Origin of the sequence: Haliea alexandrii, assembly GCF_003719295.1 — a bacterium.
Taxonomy (GTDB): Bacteria; Pseudomonadota; Gammaproteobacteria; order Pseudomonadales; family Halieaceae; genus Haliea; species Haliea alexandrii.
Genome location: NZ_RFLW01000001.1, coordinates 544,650 through 559,317, shown reverse-complemented (window position 1 = coordinate 559,317; position 14,668 = coordinate 544,650). Strand labels below are relative to the sequence as shown.

The 14,668-nt window shown below is 61.9% G+C and carries 12 protein-coding genes; 6 read left to right on the top strand and 6 right to left on the bottom strand.

Going from position 1 to position 14,668, the window contains the following annotated elements; genetic code table 11:
- Window positions 1-36: 36 nt before the first annotated feature.
- The 4 genes from EGJ68_RS02640 to EGJ68_RS02625 all read right to left on the bottom strand — a co-directional run bounded on the left by EGJ68_RS02640 (window position 37) and on the right by EGJ68_RS02625 (window position 6,344).
- On the bottom strand, window positions 37-903 hold the full coding sequence (locus tag EGJ68_RS02640) for an alpha/beta fold hydrolase (protein ID WP_123032983.1): 867 nt from the start codon (window positions 901-903) through the stop codon (window positions 37-39).
- 4 nt (window positions 904-907) lie between these two features.
- Window positions 908-2,461 carry a class I adenylate-forming enzyme family protein gene (locus EGJ68_RS02635; protein ID WP_123032982.1) on the bottom strand — a complete coding sequence of 518 codons (1,554 nt, stop codon included), beginning with the start codon at window positions 2,459-2,461 and terminating at the stop codon, window positions 908-910.
- Window positions 2,462-2,522: 61 nt separating this feature from the next.
- Window positions 2,523-4,772 (bottom strand): TonB-dependent receptor, encoded by a 2,250-nt coding sequence (locus EGJ68_RS02630; RefSeq protein WP_123032981.1) that lies wholly within the window; start codon window positions 4,770-4,772, stop codon window positions 2,523-2,525.
- A 123-nt stretch (window positions 4,773-4,895) separates the two neighbouring features.
- Complete coding sequence (locus EGJ68_RS02625) at window positions 4,896-6,344, bottom strand: sodium:solute symporter family transporter (protein WP_123032980.1); 1,449 nt, start codon at window positions 6,342-6,344, stop codon at window positions 4,896-4,898.
- A 126-nt stretch (window positions 6,345-6,470) separates the two neighbouring features.
- Here EGJ68_RS02625 and EGJ68_RS02620 point away from each other — a divergent pair, with 126 nt between their 5' ends.
- Window positions 6,471-7,178: a TetR/AcrR family transcriptional regulator gene (locus EGJ68_RS02620; RefSeq protein WP_123032979.1), complete on the top strand. Its 708-nt coding sequence runs from the start codon at window positions 6,471-6,473 to the stop codon at window positions 7,176-7,178.
- A 111-nt stretch (window positions 7,179-7,289) separates the two neighbouring features.
- Here the strand turns inward: EGJ68_RS02620 and EGJ68_RS02615 are convergent, their stop codons facing one another.
- On the bottom strand, window positions 7,290-7,679 hold the full coding sequence (locus EGJ68_RS02615; RefSeq protein ID WP_233248648.1) for a hypothetical protein: 390 nt from the start codon (window positions 7,677-7,679) through the stop codon (window positions 7,290-7,292).
- Window positions 7,680-7,902: 223 nt separating this feature from the next.
- Between EGJ68_RS02615 and EGJ68_RS02610 the strand changes: the two genes are divergently transcribed.
- From EGJ68_RS02610 to EGJ68_RS02590, 5 genes are all read left to right on the top strand, one after another.
- Window positions 7,903-9,363 (top strand): coniferyl aldehyde dehydrogenase, encoded by a 1,461-nt coding sequence (locus tag EGJ68_RS02610; RefSeq protein WP_123032978.1) that lies wholly within the window; start codon window positions 7,903-7,905, stop codon window positions 9,361-9,363.
- 13 nt (window positions 9,364-9,376) lie between these two features.
- Complete coding sequence (glpQ, locus tag EGJ68_RS02605; protein WP_233248647.1) at window positions 9,377-10,423, top strand: glycerophosphodiester phosphodiesterase; 1,047 nt, start codon at window positions 9,377-9,379, stop codon at window positions 10,421-10,423.
- Window positions 10,420-11,868, top strand: coding sequence for a pyruvate kinase (pyk, locus tag EGJ68_RS02600; RefSeq protein ID WP_199227905.1), 1,449 nt, complete (start codon window positions 10,420-10,422; stop codon window positions 11,866-11,868). Before glpQ ends, pyk begins: the two co-directional genes overlap by 4 nt.
- Window positions 11,865-12,839, top strand: a complete 975-nt coding sequence (locus EGJ68_RS02595) for a glucokinase (RefSeq protein ID WP_123032976.1) — start codon at window positions 11,865-11,867, stop codon at window positions 12,837-12,839. Before pyk ends, EGJ68_RS02595 begins: the two co-directional genes overlap by 4 nt.
- Window positions 12,840-13,049: 210 nt before the next feature.
- Window positions 13,050-13,256 (top strand): cold-shock protein, encoded by a 207-nt coding sequence (locus tag EGJ68_RS02590; protein WP_027950246.1) that lies wholly within the window; start codon window positions 13,050-13,052, stop codon window positions 13,254-13,256.
- Window positions 13,257-13,328: 72 nt separating this feature from the next.
- Here EGJ68_RS02590 and EGJ68_RS02585 read toward each other — a convergent pair whose 3' ends face one another.
- Complete coding sequence (locus EGJ68_RS02585; protein ID WP_123032975.1) at window positions 13,329-14,666, bottom strand: tetratricopeptide repeat protein; 1,338 nt, start codon at window positions 14,664-14,666, stop codon at window positions 13,329-13,331.
- Window positions 14,667-14,668 lie beyond the last annotated feature (2 nt).

Sequence of the window (14,668 nt, the reverse complement as noted above, 5' to 3'; positions counted from 1 at the left end):
GATGCCACCGGGCGGGCGCGCTGTCCATGACCGTGATCAGGCGGATAGCGTCAGGAAGGCATCGATTGCTGTGCGCGCTTCAGGTTCATCCAGGGTGGGCGCGTGGCCGCGGTCATTGACGACGGCCACAGCCAGGTCGGCCTTGCGCTGCTGCATGGCCTGCAGCCCGGCACTGGAGAGAATGTCGGAATGCGCGCCGCGCAACACCAGTATTGGCAACGTGGCAATGGCGTCGAACACCGGCCAGAGATCCGGCGGGACAGCGGCACCTTCTGCCGCAGCCAACGGCGTGGCGATGGCGGGATCATAGGCCAGCTCCAGGCCTTTACCCTGCGCCTGCGGCCGATAGAGCGCCCGGGCGAAGTGCAGCCAGTCATCGGCTGAGAAGGTGGGAAACGCATCGCCGTTGATGGCCCGGGTTTGTGCCACGGCGGCCGCCCAATCAGCCACCGGCTCCGCTTTCCCCACATAGGCCTTGATGCGCGCCAGCCCCGCCGGCTCGACCTCGGGGCCGATGTCGTTGAGCACAATGGCGCTGGTCCGCGCCGGCTGCATTGCCGCCATCATCATCGCCATCAGGCCGCCCATGGATGTGCCGACCAGTAACACCTGTTGCACACCCTGCTCATCCAGCAGGCGGAACATGTCCTGAACATAGGTAAGAGGCTGGTAGTGCGCGGGCTCCGGATCGTACGCGGAACGGCCGCGGCCGCGCTGGTCGGCAACCACTACGCGATAGCGCTGGGCGAGATGCGGCGCCAAGCCGGCAAAGTCGGCTGAGTTGCGCGTGAGGCCATGCATGCACAGGGCAACCGGGGCATCGACATCCGGCCCGGCGTAATCGCGGGCGTACAAGTTCAGGCCATCGCTGCTGCGATACCAGAGGTCGGTAAATCCACTCATGGGCTTACTCCCCGAACTGCAGCCGCAGTTCCCGTTTCAAAATCTTGCCGTTGGGGTTGCGCGGCAGGGCGTCGATGAATTTCAGGTCGGCAAGCCGCTGCTGTTTTCCCAGGCGCGCATTGGCCCAGGCCAGCAGCTCGTCCGCGGCTATTGTCGCATGGGGTGCCGGCACCACCAGCGCGAGCGGGGACTCCCCCCAACGCGCACTGGGTATGCCGATAACAGCCACATCGCTTACCTGCGCATGCTGCACCAGGACGGCTTCGATATCCTGAGGATAGACGTTCTGGCCGCCGGACAGAATCATGTCCTTCTTGCGGTCGACGATATACAGAAAACCCTCTTCGTCCACGTAGCCGATATCCCCGGAGCGCAACCACTGGCGCCCGGCGGCGTCGATGTACTCCGCCTCGGCGTTGGCATCGTCGCGACGCCAGTACCCGGGCATGCTGATACGTCCGCGCGAGACAATCTCTCCCGCCACGCCCTGGGGTAACTCCCGGCTATTCTCATCCAGAATACGCAAGTCCGTGCCAATCAGCGGGCGCCCCACCGATGCCCAGCGTCCCTCCGCATCCTCCGGCTCCAGCGTGGTGATGATGCCCTCGGTAAGGCCATAGAGTTCAATGATACCGCAGGGAAAATGGGCAAAAATATCGCGCTTGAGCCCCTCGCGCAGCGGCGAGCCGCAACTCATCATGGCCTGCAGGCTGCTGACGTCACCACCTTTGGCCTGCAGGTGCTCTACCACCCGCTGGAACTGGATGGGTACCATGGCGGTGTGGGTAATGCGCTCGCGCGCCGCGGTGGCGACGAACGCCGCAGGGTCGAAGCGCTCCTGCAGCACCAGCGTGCCGCCGGCCAACAGCGTGCAGAGCATCGCAACCCAGGAGATATTCGAATACAGGCCGATAGTCAGCAGGGTGCGCGCGGCGCCATGGTAGCGCAGGGCGATGGCCAGATCGTAGGCCCAGTCCCGCCGCGTGCGATGACTGTGCAGAATGCCTTTGGGCAACCCGGTGGTACCGGAACTGTAGATGATGTTCAAGGGCGCATCCGCACCGAGCCTGCGGGCCGCCTCGGGCAAGGTCTCCGCATGCCCCGTACAAAACTCGTCCAGCGCGGTCCAGTGCGTATCGCCGGGGCCGCTGGTGAGGGCGAGCTGGAGGGTGTCCGGCAACTGCGCCAGCAGTGGCGTCAACCGCGCCTGCTGGTCCGGTGACACCACCAGCGCACTGATTCCGGCGTCCGCCAGCATGGCAACCAGCGCCGCGTCATTCACTGACAGGTTAATGGGCACCGACACGGCGCCCGCTGCCAGGGTGCCAAACAGCGCCTGTAGCATGGGCAGACCATTGCACATGACCACACCTACCCGGTCGCCCGGGGCCACACCACGGGCCAGCAGGCCGTGCGCGAAACGGTGGTTGGCAGCCGTAAATGCACGCCAGTCGAGCGTGCTATCACCGCAGATAACAGCAGGCCGGGGCGCTCGCCAGCGGCCATGCAATGCAAGAATTTCCGGCAACAAAGGCACCGGTGCCTCAAATCCAGTCACAGCTTATACCTTTCGTGTGCTCACAAACGCCCCGACCGAAGGCCGGGGCAACAGGCAGGCCTCAGAACCGATATTCCACTGTGGCGGTCAGCGTGCGGGGAGGGGCATAGAACACCGTGGTGTTATTTTCCAGTCCCAGCGAGGAGGCACAGCCGCCGTCGCCAAAACAATAACCGGCCGTCTTGATTTCTTCATCGCCGAGGTTCTTGCCGTGCAATCCCACCAGCCACTGCTCGTCGCTGCTCATCCAGACAATACTGGCATTGATCACGTCGTAGGCTTCCTGGTCAATCACCGGCACCGGGGCCTCGAACTGCGTGATATCACCCTTGTAGGACCAGTTCAGCTTGGCGGTCAGGTCACCGGCCGCGAAATCCGTGGTGTAGGTGAGCCCGAGATAGAGCATTTCCTCGGGCGTGTTCTGCACCGCGCGCTGATCCGCCACGTCGACTCCGTTGAGCAACCACTCCTTGATTTCCGCATCGAGCAGGCTCATCGCCAGCTGCACACTGAAGTGCTCGTTGAGGAGCACGTTGCCTTCCACTTCGATGCCGGAGATCTCGGCCTGGCCGGCATTGGTTACCGTGCCGACGAAGCCATCATTGATGCCGTCATCATCGCTGTCTACACCCACAGAACCCGGGATCTGCATGTCCTGATAGTCGCTGTAGAACACCGCAATATTGGTGAGTGCACGGCCATCCAGCCAGGTGCTCTTCAGGCCCGCCTCCCAGGAATCGAGCGTTTCCGGGTCGAAACCGCGCTCCACTTCAGGGCTGGCGAAGTTGGCACCCCGAGGGTCGAAGCTGCCGGCCTTCCAACCCTGGCTGTAGCTGGCATACACAGTGACATCATCGTTGAGGGTGTAGCTCAGGTTCACCCGCGGCGAGAAGTCAGTGTAGGTTTTTTCCGCTTCGTAGTCGCTGGTGGTGGCGAGCAGCAATGCGCTGTCGTTGTCGAAGAACGGTGAACCGAAGCCCAGGTAGGTGCCGCGGAAAATGTCTGCCGTCCGCGTGTCTTCAGTGTAGCGGCCACCGACAGACAGCGCCAGGGCGTCGGTCAGGCGGTAGGTGACGTCGGCAAACACAGACCAGGCCTCGGTATCCACAGTGCCGCCGGTGTAGGCAGTCACCGGGCCGATCTGCCCCAGCACAACGTCAAAATCATTGGCGGCCGTGGCGTCGAGATAATAGAAACCTGCCACCGCGTTCCAGCGCTCGGTATTGTAGAGCAACTGGAATTCCTGACTGAACTGCTCGTTGTCGTAGATCACTGGCGCGTCGAAATCGATCACCTCGAGGCCGTCGAAATCGATCACGGATTCAGTGTAGTCTTCGCGCCAGGCACTGATAGAGCGCAGTGTAGTGGTGTCGCTGACGTTCCAGTCCACCGACAGCATGGCACCCTCGGCGTCGATTTCATTATTGCCGTTGATGCCCGCGGTGGCGACGGAATCTTGCGCACCGGCGGTGGTGTCGTAGCGGTCAGACAGCACCGGCACGCCACTCACGGCACCGGGAAAGGGGCGGTAGCCGGCGACCGGGTTGGTCTTGTCATTGAGCTTGTCGTAGGCCAGGCGCACCAGCCAGTTCTCGCTCGGCAGCCATTCCGCGCTGGCGCGCCAGGCGAAAAGATCCTTGTCGTAGTGCTCGTCACCCGTGGTCAGGTTCTCACCGTAACCGTCGCGGGTCAGTGAGGCCACGGTTGCCCCCACACGGAAGGTATCTGTCACCGGCGCCGATGCCGTACCCACCAGGTCGAGCTGGCCGTAGCTGCCGTAGGAAGCCTTCAGGCGCAGGTCAGTTTCGTCACTCAGGCGGCGCGTCACATACTTGATGGCACCGCCCACAGCGTTGCGCCCGTACAGCGTGCCCTGTGGCCCGCGCAATACTTCCACCCGCTCAACATCGTAAATGTCCAGCAGGGCGCCCTGGGGCCGGGCGATGTAGACATCGTCCAGGTACAGCGCTACGCCCTGCTCGAAGCCCGCCAATGGATCCTGCTGGCCAACGCCGCGGATAAAAGCCGTCAGTGTCGTGCTGGTGGCGCGCGATGGCTCCAGCGTGACACTGGGAATGATCTGCGCCAGCTCACTGATGTCGGAGGCACCGCGCAGGCGCAGTGCGTCGCCCGACAGCGCGGTAACGGCAATGGGCACATCCTGCAGGTTTTCTGCCCGCCGACGGGCAGTGACAACCACCTCTTCCAGCGCCAGCGCCGGGCCGTCCTGAGCCTGGGCGGTCGAGAAGGGCAGTGCGGAAGCCAGGGAAACGGCGAGCGCAATAGCGGAGCGCGGAGCAAATGCTGTCATGATATCCACCTTGATCGTTATTTTATCGTTTTTCTTGAGCCGGCCTTGAAGGCAGGCTCAACACTTGTTGAATTACATCGGCGAAGATATTCAACGTTTGTTGAAATGTCAAGCGCACCGGTCTCAGCGCTTGCCGGGAATTGCCTCGTCCGCGGGCACACGGGTCCACCACAGCCCCAGCAGTCCGTAACCGAGTGAGAACAGAATGGCGTAACTGGCGGACACGGCGGGGTTGCGCACGGCGCCCGACAGGTTCAGCGCCAGATGCCCGACAAGACCGATCAGCGCCGCACCCACGACCACCCAGAGCGGAATATGGCGCCGCACCAGCACCCCGAAGAGAACCGGCACCAGCGACGCGGCCGCAAGCCCGTACACCCCCTTCTGCGCAAACAGGCCAATCAGCGGCGGCGGATTCCAGGCCAGCACGACGGCCAGCACGCCTACCCCGACCAGTACGTACCGGGAGAGCGCAAGCGCGTTGTATCGCTCGCCGTACAGGGGCTGCACGATGTCGTTCACCACCATCGCCGACAGCGACACCAGGATGCCGTCCAGTGTGCTCATGCCCGCCGCCAGCAGGGTGAGGAAAATAAATACGAGCACATACTCACCCCAGAGCGAGCTACCGAATTCGAACAGGAGGTATTCACGCACAACCGTGTCTTGCTCTGGAATGTCGAGGCCCGCCAGGCGCGCGTAGAAACCAATCATCAGCATCAGGGTGAAGACACTGCCGACCACCACGGTGGTGGCGATGAATTTGCCGATGTCGCGCTCACTGCGCAAATAGAGCACTTTGGTGAGAATATGGGGTTGCAGCATCAGGGCGAAGGTCACCACAAAACCGCTGACAAACACCGAGAAGAAATCCGAATAGAGGTCACTGCCCGCGTTGAACGCATCGGCGTAACCCCTGTCGACAGCGCGCAGCGCGGCCATTGGATCAGCACCGAGATACTTCCAGCCCTGCGCCACCAGAATCACCGTAATGGCCAGCATCATCACGCCCTGCAGGGTGTTGGTGTACGCGTGCGCGTAGGTGCCCCCCATCAACACATAGGCAAACACGAACAGCAGCACGAGGACCAGCGCCGTTTTTTGCTCCACCGGAAACAGGCCGGTCAACAGCAGGCTGCAGCCCACCAGGATAAGCACCACGAAGGTAATCGAGAGCAGGTTGATACACGCAAAAAACAGACTGAAGCCACGGTGGTTGTAGCGGTAGAAGATCCACTGCGGAATAGTCAGCGCATTATTGCTCTCACCGAGGCGCAGAAACCCCCGCGTCAGCAGCAGGAAGGCACTGAGAATGCCCAGGGATCCAGCGAGCCCGTAATGCAGGTAGGCGCTCAAGCCGTGGCTATACACAAACCCCGGATTGATAACAAAAGTCGCCGTGGAAGCGATGGAGGCCGCCAGGGTGATGCCGATCAGGTAAGGGTTCATGTCCTTGTTGCCGATGGAGAAGCCACGAATATCGCGTGTTCTGCGCATACCTACCCAGGAGAGCCAGAACACCAGAATCACGTAGGCAAGGGACATGGCGTACTTGAAAAGATCGGGGGTCATGGTCGCACTCTCATCGCATATTGTTATTGGCAGACGCTCAAGTCTGACGAAAGCCATGCCGTATTTCAACAAGCGTTGAAAAATAAACTATGCTATTGTCCGCCCCACTGAAGGCGGTTTTCTGGCATGACAAAGACCCGGCAAGCACCAAAACGAGAGCGCATTCTGGATGTCGCGGAGGAGCTGTTCGCCCTGCGCGGCTACGATGGCGTCACCCTGCGTCAGATCGCCAACAATGCCGGGGTCGATGTCGCCCTCGCCAGCTACCACTTCGGCAAGAAGCTGGATCTGTTCAATGCGGTTTTCGAACGCCGCGCTGCACACCTAAATAGCGCGCGACTGGATGCCCTGGAGGCCTGCCAGGCATCAGCCGATGCAGCGGGGCCAACTGTCGAGCAGATTATCGAGGCCTTTCTGCGCCCGCTGGAACTGGCCCAGGAAACCGGAGACCCGGGCTGGCAGAACTATCTGGCACTGATCGCCTACATCAACAACTCGCCCTACTGGGGTCCACGGATGATGTCCAAGCTGTTCGACAGCCTGGTCAGCGCATTCATCGCGGCGTTGCGCAAAGCCCTGCCCGGGGCGCGCGATGAAGACATCTACTGGTGCTACCACAACCTGTCTGGCGCACTCACCCTGACTCTGGCGCAAACCGGTCGCATCGACAAGCTGTCGGGGGGCAAGTGCCTCTCAGCTGACTTTGAAGCCGCCTACGATCACATGATCCCCTTTGTCGCCGCCGGCTTTCGTGAAGTGTGCGGCCGCAGCGGAAAAAACGGGTCTGGCTGCGCGCCGCAGCGCCTGCATGCGACCAAGGCAACCGGAGGGTAACCCGATGACCCAGTGGCTTGACGCCGCCACCCGGGTAATGCGCGCGGTGCCTGGCTGAAGGTTCGGGCGGGAAAGAAAGCGGCGCCGAAAAACAAGGCGCCCTGACCCCGGCTACAAATCCACTTCGCGCTGGAAGTCGCGCTCGATGCGTTGCTGCTGCTCAAACCGGGAAACACCGTTCAGGCGCACACTGTCGTGCATGCGCTGCTGGAAGCGCTGCCGGCGGTAGTGAGCTACCAGGCGCGGAAAGCGCTCAGGCTCCAGCTCTCCCGCAATTAATGCCTCGATAAAGGCAATGTCGATACCCACGCGGTAGGCGATGCGGCTGGGGCGGATCTTGTGCGCGTGAAACTCGGCCACAATATGCACCTGCTGCTCGCGCCCGTAATGGCACTCGCGGGAATAGCCATAGGGCGGCGAGGGGGTGCGCGGGTCATCAAGGTCAGGCCTGGTTGTAGCAGGCGATGCGGCGATGGGGTGCTGGTCGGTGTCTCTGCTCATGCGCGTGTTTTAACAGGCGCCCCGCAATTTGCCAAGTCCGAGACGCGTAGTCCGGGACGGGTAGTCCGGGACAGGCAACCCAGCGGGCCCTGCCTGGCCGGGCCTGGACGACCTGCCTACGCCCTCCGCTGTGGCCAGAATAAACCCGTGGTTGCGGTTATCATTGCCCCTGCAGCCTTCTATACTGGACGCTCAGGCACGGGCCCACCAGAGGATAAGAGCCATGAACGCACCGCAGACCCCAGGATCCATCGAAGACATCGAGCAGCGCATGCAACAGGTGCTGGAGGCACAACGCCAGGACTACCTGCGCGAGGGCGAGGTGTCCGCGGAAACGCGCATCGACCGCATAGATCGCGGTATAGACGTACTATTGAAATATCAGGACAAGATGGTGGCGGCGCTGGACAGCGATTTCAGCTGCCGCGCGCGGGAAGTCAGCCTGCTGACGGACGTTGCCGCTTCAGTCACCCCCCTCAAGCACGCACGCAAGCATCTGCGCAAATGGATGAAACCAGAGCGGCGGCCGACGATGTTCCCGCTCAACCTGCTCGGCGGACGCTCGCGCATCGAGTACCAGCCACTTGGCGTGGTGGGGGTCATCTCACCCTGGAATTTTCCGGTCAACCTGACCTTCGGCCCTCTGGCCGGTATCCTCGCCGCAGGTAACCGTGCCCTGATCAAACCCTCGGAGTTTACCCCCGCAACCAGCGAAGTGATGGCTGAAATGGTGGCCGAAGCCTGGGACGAAAAAGAAGTTGCCCTGTTTACCGGCGGGCCGGAAGTCGGCCAGGCGTTTTCGGGACTGGCCTTTGACCACCTCCTGTTCACCGGCGCCACCTCGGTCGCACGGCACATCATGGCAGCCGCGGCACGCAACCTGGTGCCCGTGACGCTGGAACTCGGCGGCAAGTCCCCGGTCATTGTTTCGCGCAGCGCTGATATCGAGAAGAGCCTCGAGCGCATCATGTTGGGTAAAACCCTGAATGCGGGGCAAATCTGCCTGGCGCCGGACTACCTGATGGTTCCCGAGGAACAACTGGATGCCGTGATCGCTGCTGCCCAGAAAGCCGTGACTGCAATGTATCCCAGCATCCTCAACAACCCGGAGTACACCGCCGTCGTCAACGAGCGCCACTATGAGCGGCTGACCGGCTACCTCAAGGAAGCCGAGGAACGCGGTGCCCGTACCATTCCCATCAACCCCGCCGGCGAGGATTTTGAGGCTGGGGAAGGCAGCCGCAAGATTCCCCCGACGCTGATCGCACAGCCGGCGGAGGATCTCAAGGTCATGCAGGAGGAACTGTTCGGGCCTCTGCTGCCGATTCGCACCTACAAGGATTTCAACGAAACCATCGATTACGTCAACGCGAATCCGCGACCCCTGGCAGTCTACTACTTCGGGCAGGACAAGGACGAAGAACGTGCCGTATTGACACGAACCACCTCAGGCGGCGCCTGTATTAACGATGTCATCATGCACATCATGCAAGAAGAGCTGCCCTTTGGCGGCGTCGGTCCCAGCGGCATGGGCGCTTACCACGGTGAAAAGGGGTTCCGTACCTTCAGCCATGCGAAATCCATTTATCGCCAGGCCGGGGTCAATGTGGGCAAGCTCGGGGGCATGCTGCCACCCTATGGCAAGGCGACTGAGAAGACCATCAGCATGCAGGTCAAGAAGTAAGCGGACCGGGCGGGTGACGCGCCTGCAGCGGCTGCGTCATCTCGCGCTGATCAGCGCTATCCTGCTACCATGGGCGGCTATGACAGCCGCTGCCTCTTCTCCTATCGTGATCGCCCACCGCGGGGCCAGCGGCTACTTGCCCGAACACACCCTGCCCGCGAAAGCTATGGCGCACGCCATGGGCGCCGACTTCATCGAACAGGACGTTGTTCTGAGCCGCGACGGCGTGCCCGTAGTGCTCCACGACATTCACCTCGAGTCGACCACAGATGTCGCGCTGCGCTTCCCCGACCGCGCCCGGGCAGACGGACGCTACTATGCCATTGACTTCACGCTGGCCGAGATCCGCAACCTGCGCGCGCAGGAGCGGTTGGACAGCGACGGGCAAGCGGTGTACCCGGGGCGTTTTCCCGCGCATACGGGTGATTTCCGCGTGCCCACACTGGCCGAGGAGATCGACTTGATCAGCGGTCTCGATCGCAGCCGACAGCGCCGCACCGGACTCTACATCGAGTTCAAGTCACCCCGCTTTCACCGCAACGAAGGCTACAACATCGCCCAAAGGGTGCTGGATGTGCTGCGCGAGAAAGGTTACGACCAGCGCAGTGAGCAGGTATTCCTGCAGTGTTTCGACGATGACACCCTGCGCTACCTGCGCCACGAGCTGAAAACGCCGCTGCCACTGATTCAGTTGATTGCCGACCCCGGCTGGGGCGAAGACAGCGCTGTCGACTATGCATTCCTGCAAACAGCCGACGGGCTCGACGCCGTCGCGGGCTACGCCGACGGCATCGGCCCCTGGGTGGAGCAGATCTATCTGGGGCGAAACGCACACGGAGAACCCGTGCTCAGTGAACTGGTCGCTCTGGCGCACGCGCGCGGCCTGCAGGTGCACCCGTACACATTCCGCGCCGATGCGCTGCCAGCGGGTATCGACAGCTTCGACGCGCTGTTACAGCTCTTTTTCCTCGAACTGGGTGTAGACGGGGCTTTCACTGACTTTCCCGACCTCGCCCGCACTTTCCTGCAACACCACCGCCAGCACAGGACCCCACAGTGACACCCAAAGTGAATCGACGCACCAAGATCGTTGCCACCATCGGCCCGGGCAGTGAGTCGGAAGACATGATCGGCCGCCTGATCAACGCGGGCGTGAACGTATTCCGCTTGAATTTCAGCCACGGCTCGGCGGCGCAGCATGCCCTGGTTGCTGAACGCATTCGCAAACAGGCCGCGGTTGCAGGGCGCTATGTGGGCATTCTCGCCGACCTGCAGGGCCCCAAGATTCGCATCAGCACCTTCCGCAACGGTTCCGTGAAGCTGGAGAATGGAGACCGCTTCCGCCTCGATCTCGCTCTGGGTGAGGGCGAGGGTGACGCCTCCGGCGTCGGGCTCGACTACCGGGAGCTGACCAGCAGCGTATTTCACGGTGACACCCTGCTGCTCGATGACGGGCGACTGCGGCTGCGCGTGGACGAGGTTGTGGACGGAGCGGTTGAGTGCACCGTGCTGGTAGGCGGCACACTGGGTTCGCGCAAGGGTATCAACCGCCTGGGAGGCGGGCTGGCAGCGCCGGCCCTCACCGCCAAGGACATCGCGGACATCGACAGCCTGGCGGAGGTGCGACCTGATTTCGTCGCCGTGTCCTTTGTCTCCAGCGCGCTGGACATCCTCCAGACCCGGGAGCTACTCGCCGCACATCAGTTGACCCCCGCGATTATCGCCAAGATCGAACGCGCTGAGGTCGTCTATGACGACGAAACCCTCAACGGCATCATCGATGCGTCCTTCGGCATCATGGTCGCGCGCGGTGACCTCGGCGTGGAGGTCGGGGACGCCGAACTCATCGGCCTGCAGAAAACTCTCATTTCCCGGGCGCGTAAAATGGACCGGGTGGTGATCACGGCGACACAGATGATGGAGTCGATGATCAACAGCGCCATGCCCACCCGCGCGGAGGTGTTCGATGTTGCCAATGCGGTCCTCGATGGCACCGACGCCGTCATGCTCTCTGCCGAAACCGCTGTCGGCAACTACCCGGTGGAAGTGGTCAGTGCAATGGCCGATGCCGCCCTCGGTGCTGAACGGCATCCCGTCGCCCGCACCTCGCGCTACCGACTGGACAAGCAGTTCTCCAGCGCGCAGGAAGCCATCGCCATGTCGGCCATTTATGCGGCCAATCACTACAGTGCTGTACGCGGTATCGCCTGTTTGACAGAGTCGGGCACCACGCCATTGCAGATGTCGCGGTTGTCATCCGGGTTGCCGATCTTCGCCCTCAGTCACCGCAGCGAAACCCTGCAGCGCCTGTGCCTGTGCCGCGGCGTGGTGCCCCTGTTCTTCGATGCCAGCGTGTTTGACCCGGAAACCATCGAAGCCAGCGCGATCGAGTTCCTCTGTGATGAAGGTCAACTGCACAAGGATGACGCAGTGCTGCTGACCAAGGGCTCCGTGATGGGCCGGCCGGGCTCCACCAACATCCTGAAAATTCTTTCGGTGCCATGACCAGCGCGAGCACGGAGCTGCGACTGGTTGCGGACGTCGGCGGCACTAACAGCCGTGTGGCGCTGTTCGACCCTCGCGATGGCAGCCTGCAGGCCCTGCGTGTTTACCAGAACGCCAGCCATGCCGATTTCAGCGCTGTACTGGACAGCTGGTTCCGGGAAGTGGACGCAGACGCACCCCGGGAAGCCTGCATTGCGGTAGCGGCACCGCCCAGCGGCAATAACGCCCGCATGATCAACATCGATTGGGAGCTGCGCGGCGCGGAGCTGGCGCAACGTTTCGGCATACCCCAACTGGGCCTGATGAACGACTTCGAGGCCAACGCGTGTGCTCTGCCGTGGCTGCGCCCACAGGACTGCACCGCGCTACAGACGGGCCGGGCAAAAAAGCCCGCGCGGCTGGCTGTACTGGGCCCCGGCACAGGCCTTGGTGGCGCCGTACTCGACAGGCGTGCCGCCGGTGCCGTTGCCGTCGCCTGTGAGCCCGGACAAATGGACCTCGCGCCGTTGGGCGCGGCGCAGATGGCGTTGTGGCCCGTCCTGCAACGCCACCACCCGCGGATTTACGCTGAGCTCCTGCTCTCCGGCGCCGGCCTGCGACGACTGTACCTGGCGCTGGGCGAGGCTGAGGGCAAAGTAACCGAGGATCTTGACCCCGCAGGCATCAGCGCCCGCGGCATCGCCGGCAGCGACCCATTGTGTGTCGCAACGCTAGAGCAGTTCTGCGCCTTCCTCGGCGCAGCCAGCGCCAACTTTGTGCTGGCGAACGGGGCGTATGACGCATTGTATCTGGCGGGAGGCATTGTGCCGAGAATGGTGCCCTTCCTGCAACGCAGCGCTTTTCTGTCCTGCTTTCACGATCGCGGCCCACTGCAGTCCACCTTGGAGCATAGCGTGGTCTCGGTCATCACCCACCCCTACCCGGGGCTCGTGGGTGCGGGTCGCGCGCCACTGGCAGACCCAGCCTGTTAGCGTTGGCAAACGCGTAATATTGCCCAAAATATTTGCCGCACAGCAGATACCCGCTGCAAAACCCGGTGCTAAACTCCTTTAAGCTGAGAAATCAGTGGTATTTATGCGCGTGGTCGAAGTTCCCTTAAGTTCCTCGGTACGTTGAACATAAATAGTGACTAACCCCTGGAGCCCCGAACCGGGCTTTCCCAAGTTATACAGGTAACACATATGTCTACAGAAACCGGCACCGTTAAGTGGTTTAACGAGACCAAGGGATTCGGCTTTATCGAGCGCGAAAACGGCCCCGACGTGTTCGTACACTTCAGCGCAATCAAGGGCGATGGCTTCAAAACCCTCACTGATGGCCAGAAAGTGCAGTTCACCGTCACCAACGGTCAGAAAGGCCCACAGGCAGAGAACGTCACACCGGTCTAAGCCTGAGCATTTCTCGACCCCAAGAAAAAGGAGCACCTCAGTGCTCCTTTTTTTCAGGCCACGTGGCCCGGTTTAGCCTTCCTGCAGCTGACGCTGACGATCGAGCTCGGAATCCATGTACTGAATCCACTGCTTGGAGAACTTGGCTGAACGCTCGTCACGGCCGGCAGCCTTGAATGCCTCGCGGGCCTTCTCGTACTGCTTGTCGTTGAAGTAAGCCATACCCAGCACCAGGCGCGCCGTATCCGGACGCTTCACGCCGCCCCGTGCGAGGCCCTTGGTGATGGCATCAATCGCCTTCTTGAACTCATCACCGTCCAGATAGATGTTACCCAGCCGCGTGTACAGCTCACCGTCTTCCGAGCGCGCCGCGGCTTCTTCCATCGCCGGGATCGCCTTGTCGATTTCCTGCGCCTGGCGATAGGCGTTGCCGAGAATTTCGTAATTGCGCGAGGTGGCCTCGACCGACTTGTTGCCCAGGCCCTTGTCCATCACCTTGGCCGCCTTGTAAGGCACTTCGGCATTGAGGTAGAGATAGGCCATGGTGACCTGCTCTGAGCCCTTGTCCAGCATCTCCTGCACGTAGGCCGCTTCCATCGCCGCGAGTTGTTCGCTGTCGCGCTTCTGCTCGCCGTACATGTGCGACAGCTGCACCCAGTACTGCTTGTCGGGATAGTGGGTCAGCAGCTCTTCAAGCACACGAACCGCGTTGGTGACGTCGTTCTTGTCGAAGTACAGGAAGCGAGCCAGGTTGTACCACTGCTCCTTCGGCACCTTGGCCTTGTCCTTGTACATGCTGATCGCTTTCTCAACATTGTTCAGGGCCTTGGGGTAGTCGTTGAGCTGATAGTAACCCTGCGCCAGCAACACGTAGGAGTCCTCTGGCGGGTTGTCGGTCATGGCGAACCAGGACAGCAGCGCATTGACACCCTGCTGCCACTGCTCCTGCACGAAATACAGCTGGGCAATGGTGTAACGGGTATTAATTTCCATCGCCAGCGGGATATCCGGCTGACGCACCACATTTTCGTAGGCCTGCAGTGCCTTGTTGTAATCCTCACGCGAGTAATGGATGAACGCGTAGAGGTTGTAGACATTGGCCAATTCGTAGCTGTTCAGCTCGTTCTTGCCTCCCGCGCCCAGCATCTCGTCCAGCACGCGCGACGCGCCGGCCAGATCCTGTGCTTCTGCAGCCGCCTGTGCCTCGGACAGCTTCTCATAGACGGCGTTGCGCAGCGCCGGCGTACGGCGTGTTTCGCGCTGGTCACCACCGCCTTCCTGGGCAAACGCCGCAGCCTGGGGTGCGAGGCCAAATTCGGCGCCGACCTGATCGAGCACCACGGGCGTGGCGGCGAGAGGCAGTGCCAACATCGCCGAACGTAACCAGCGTGTGGGATCGTACGATTTCATAA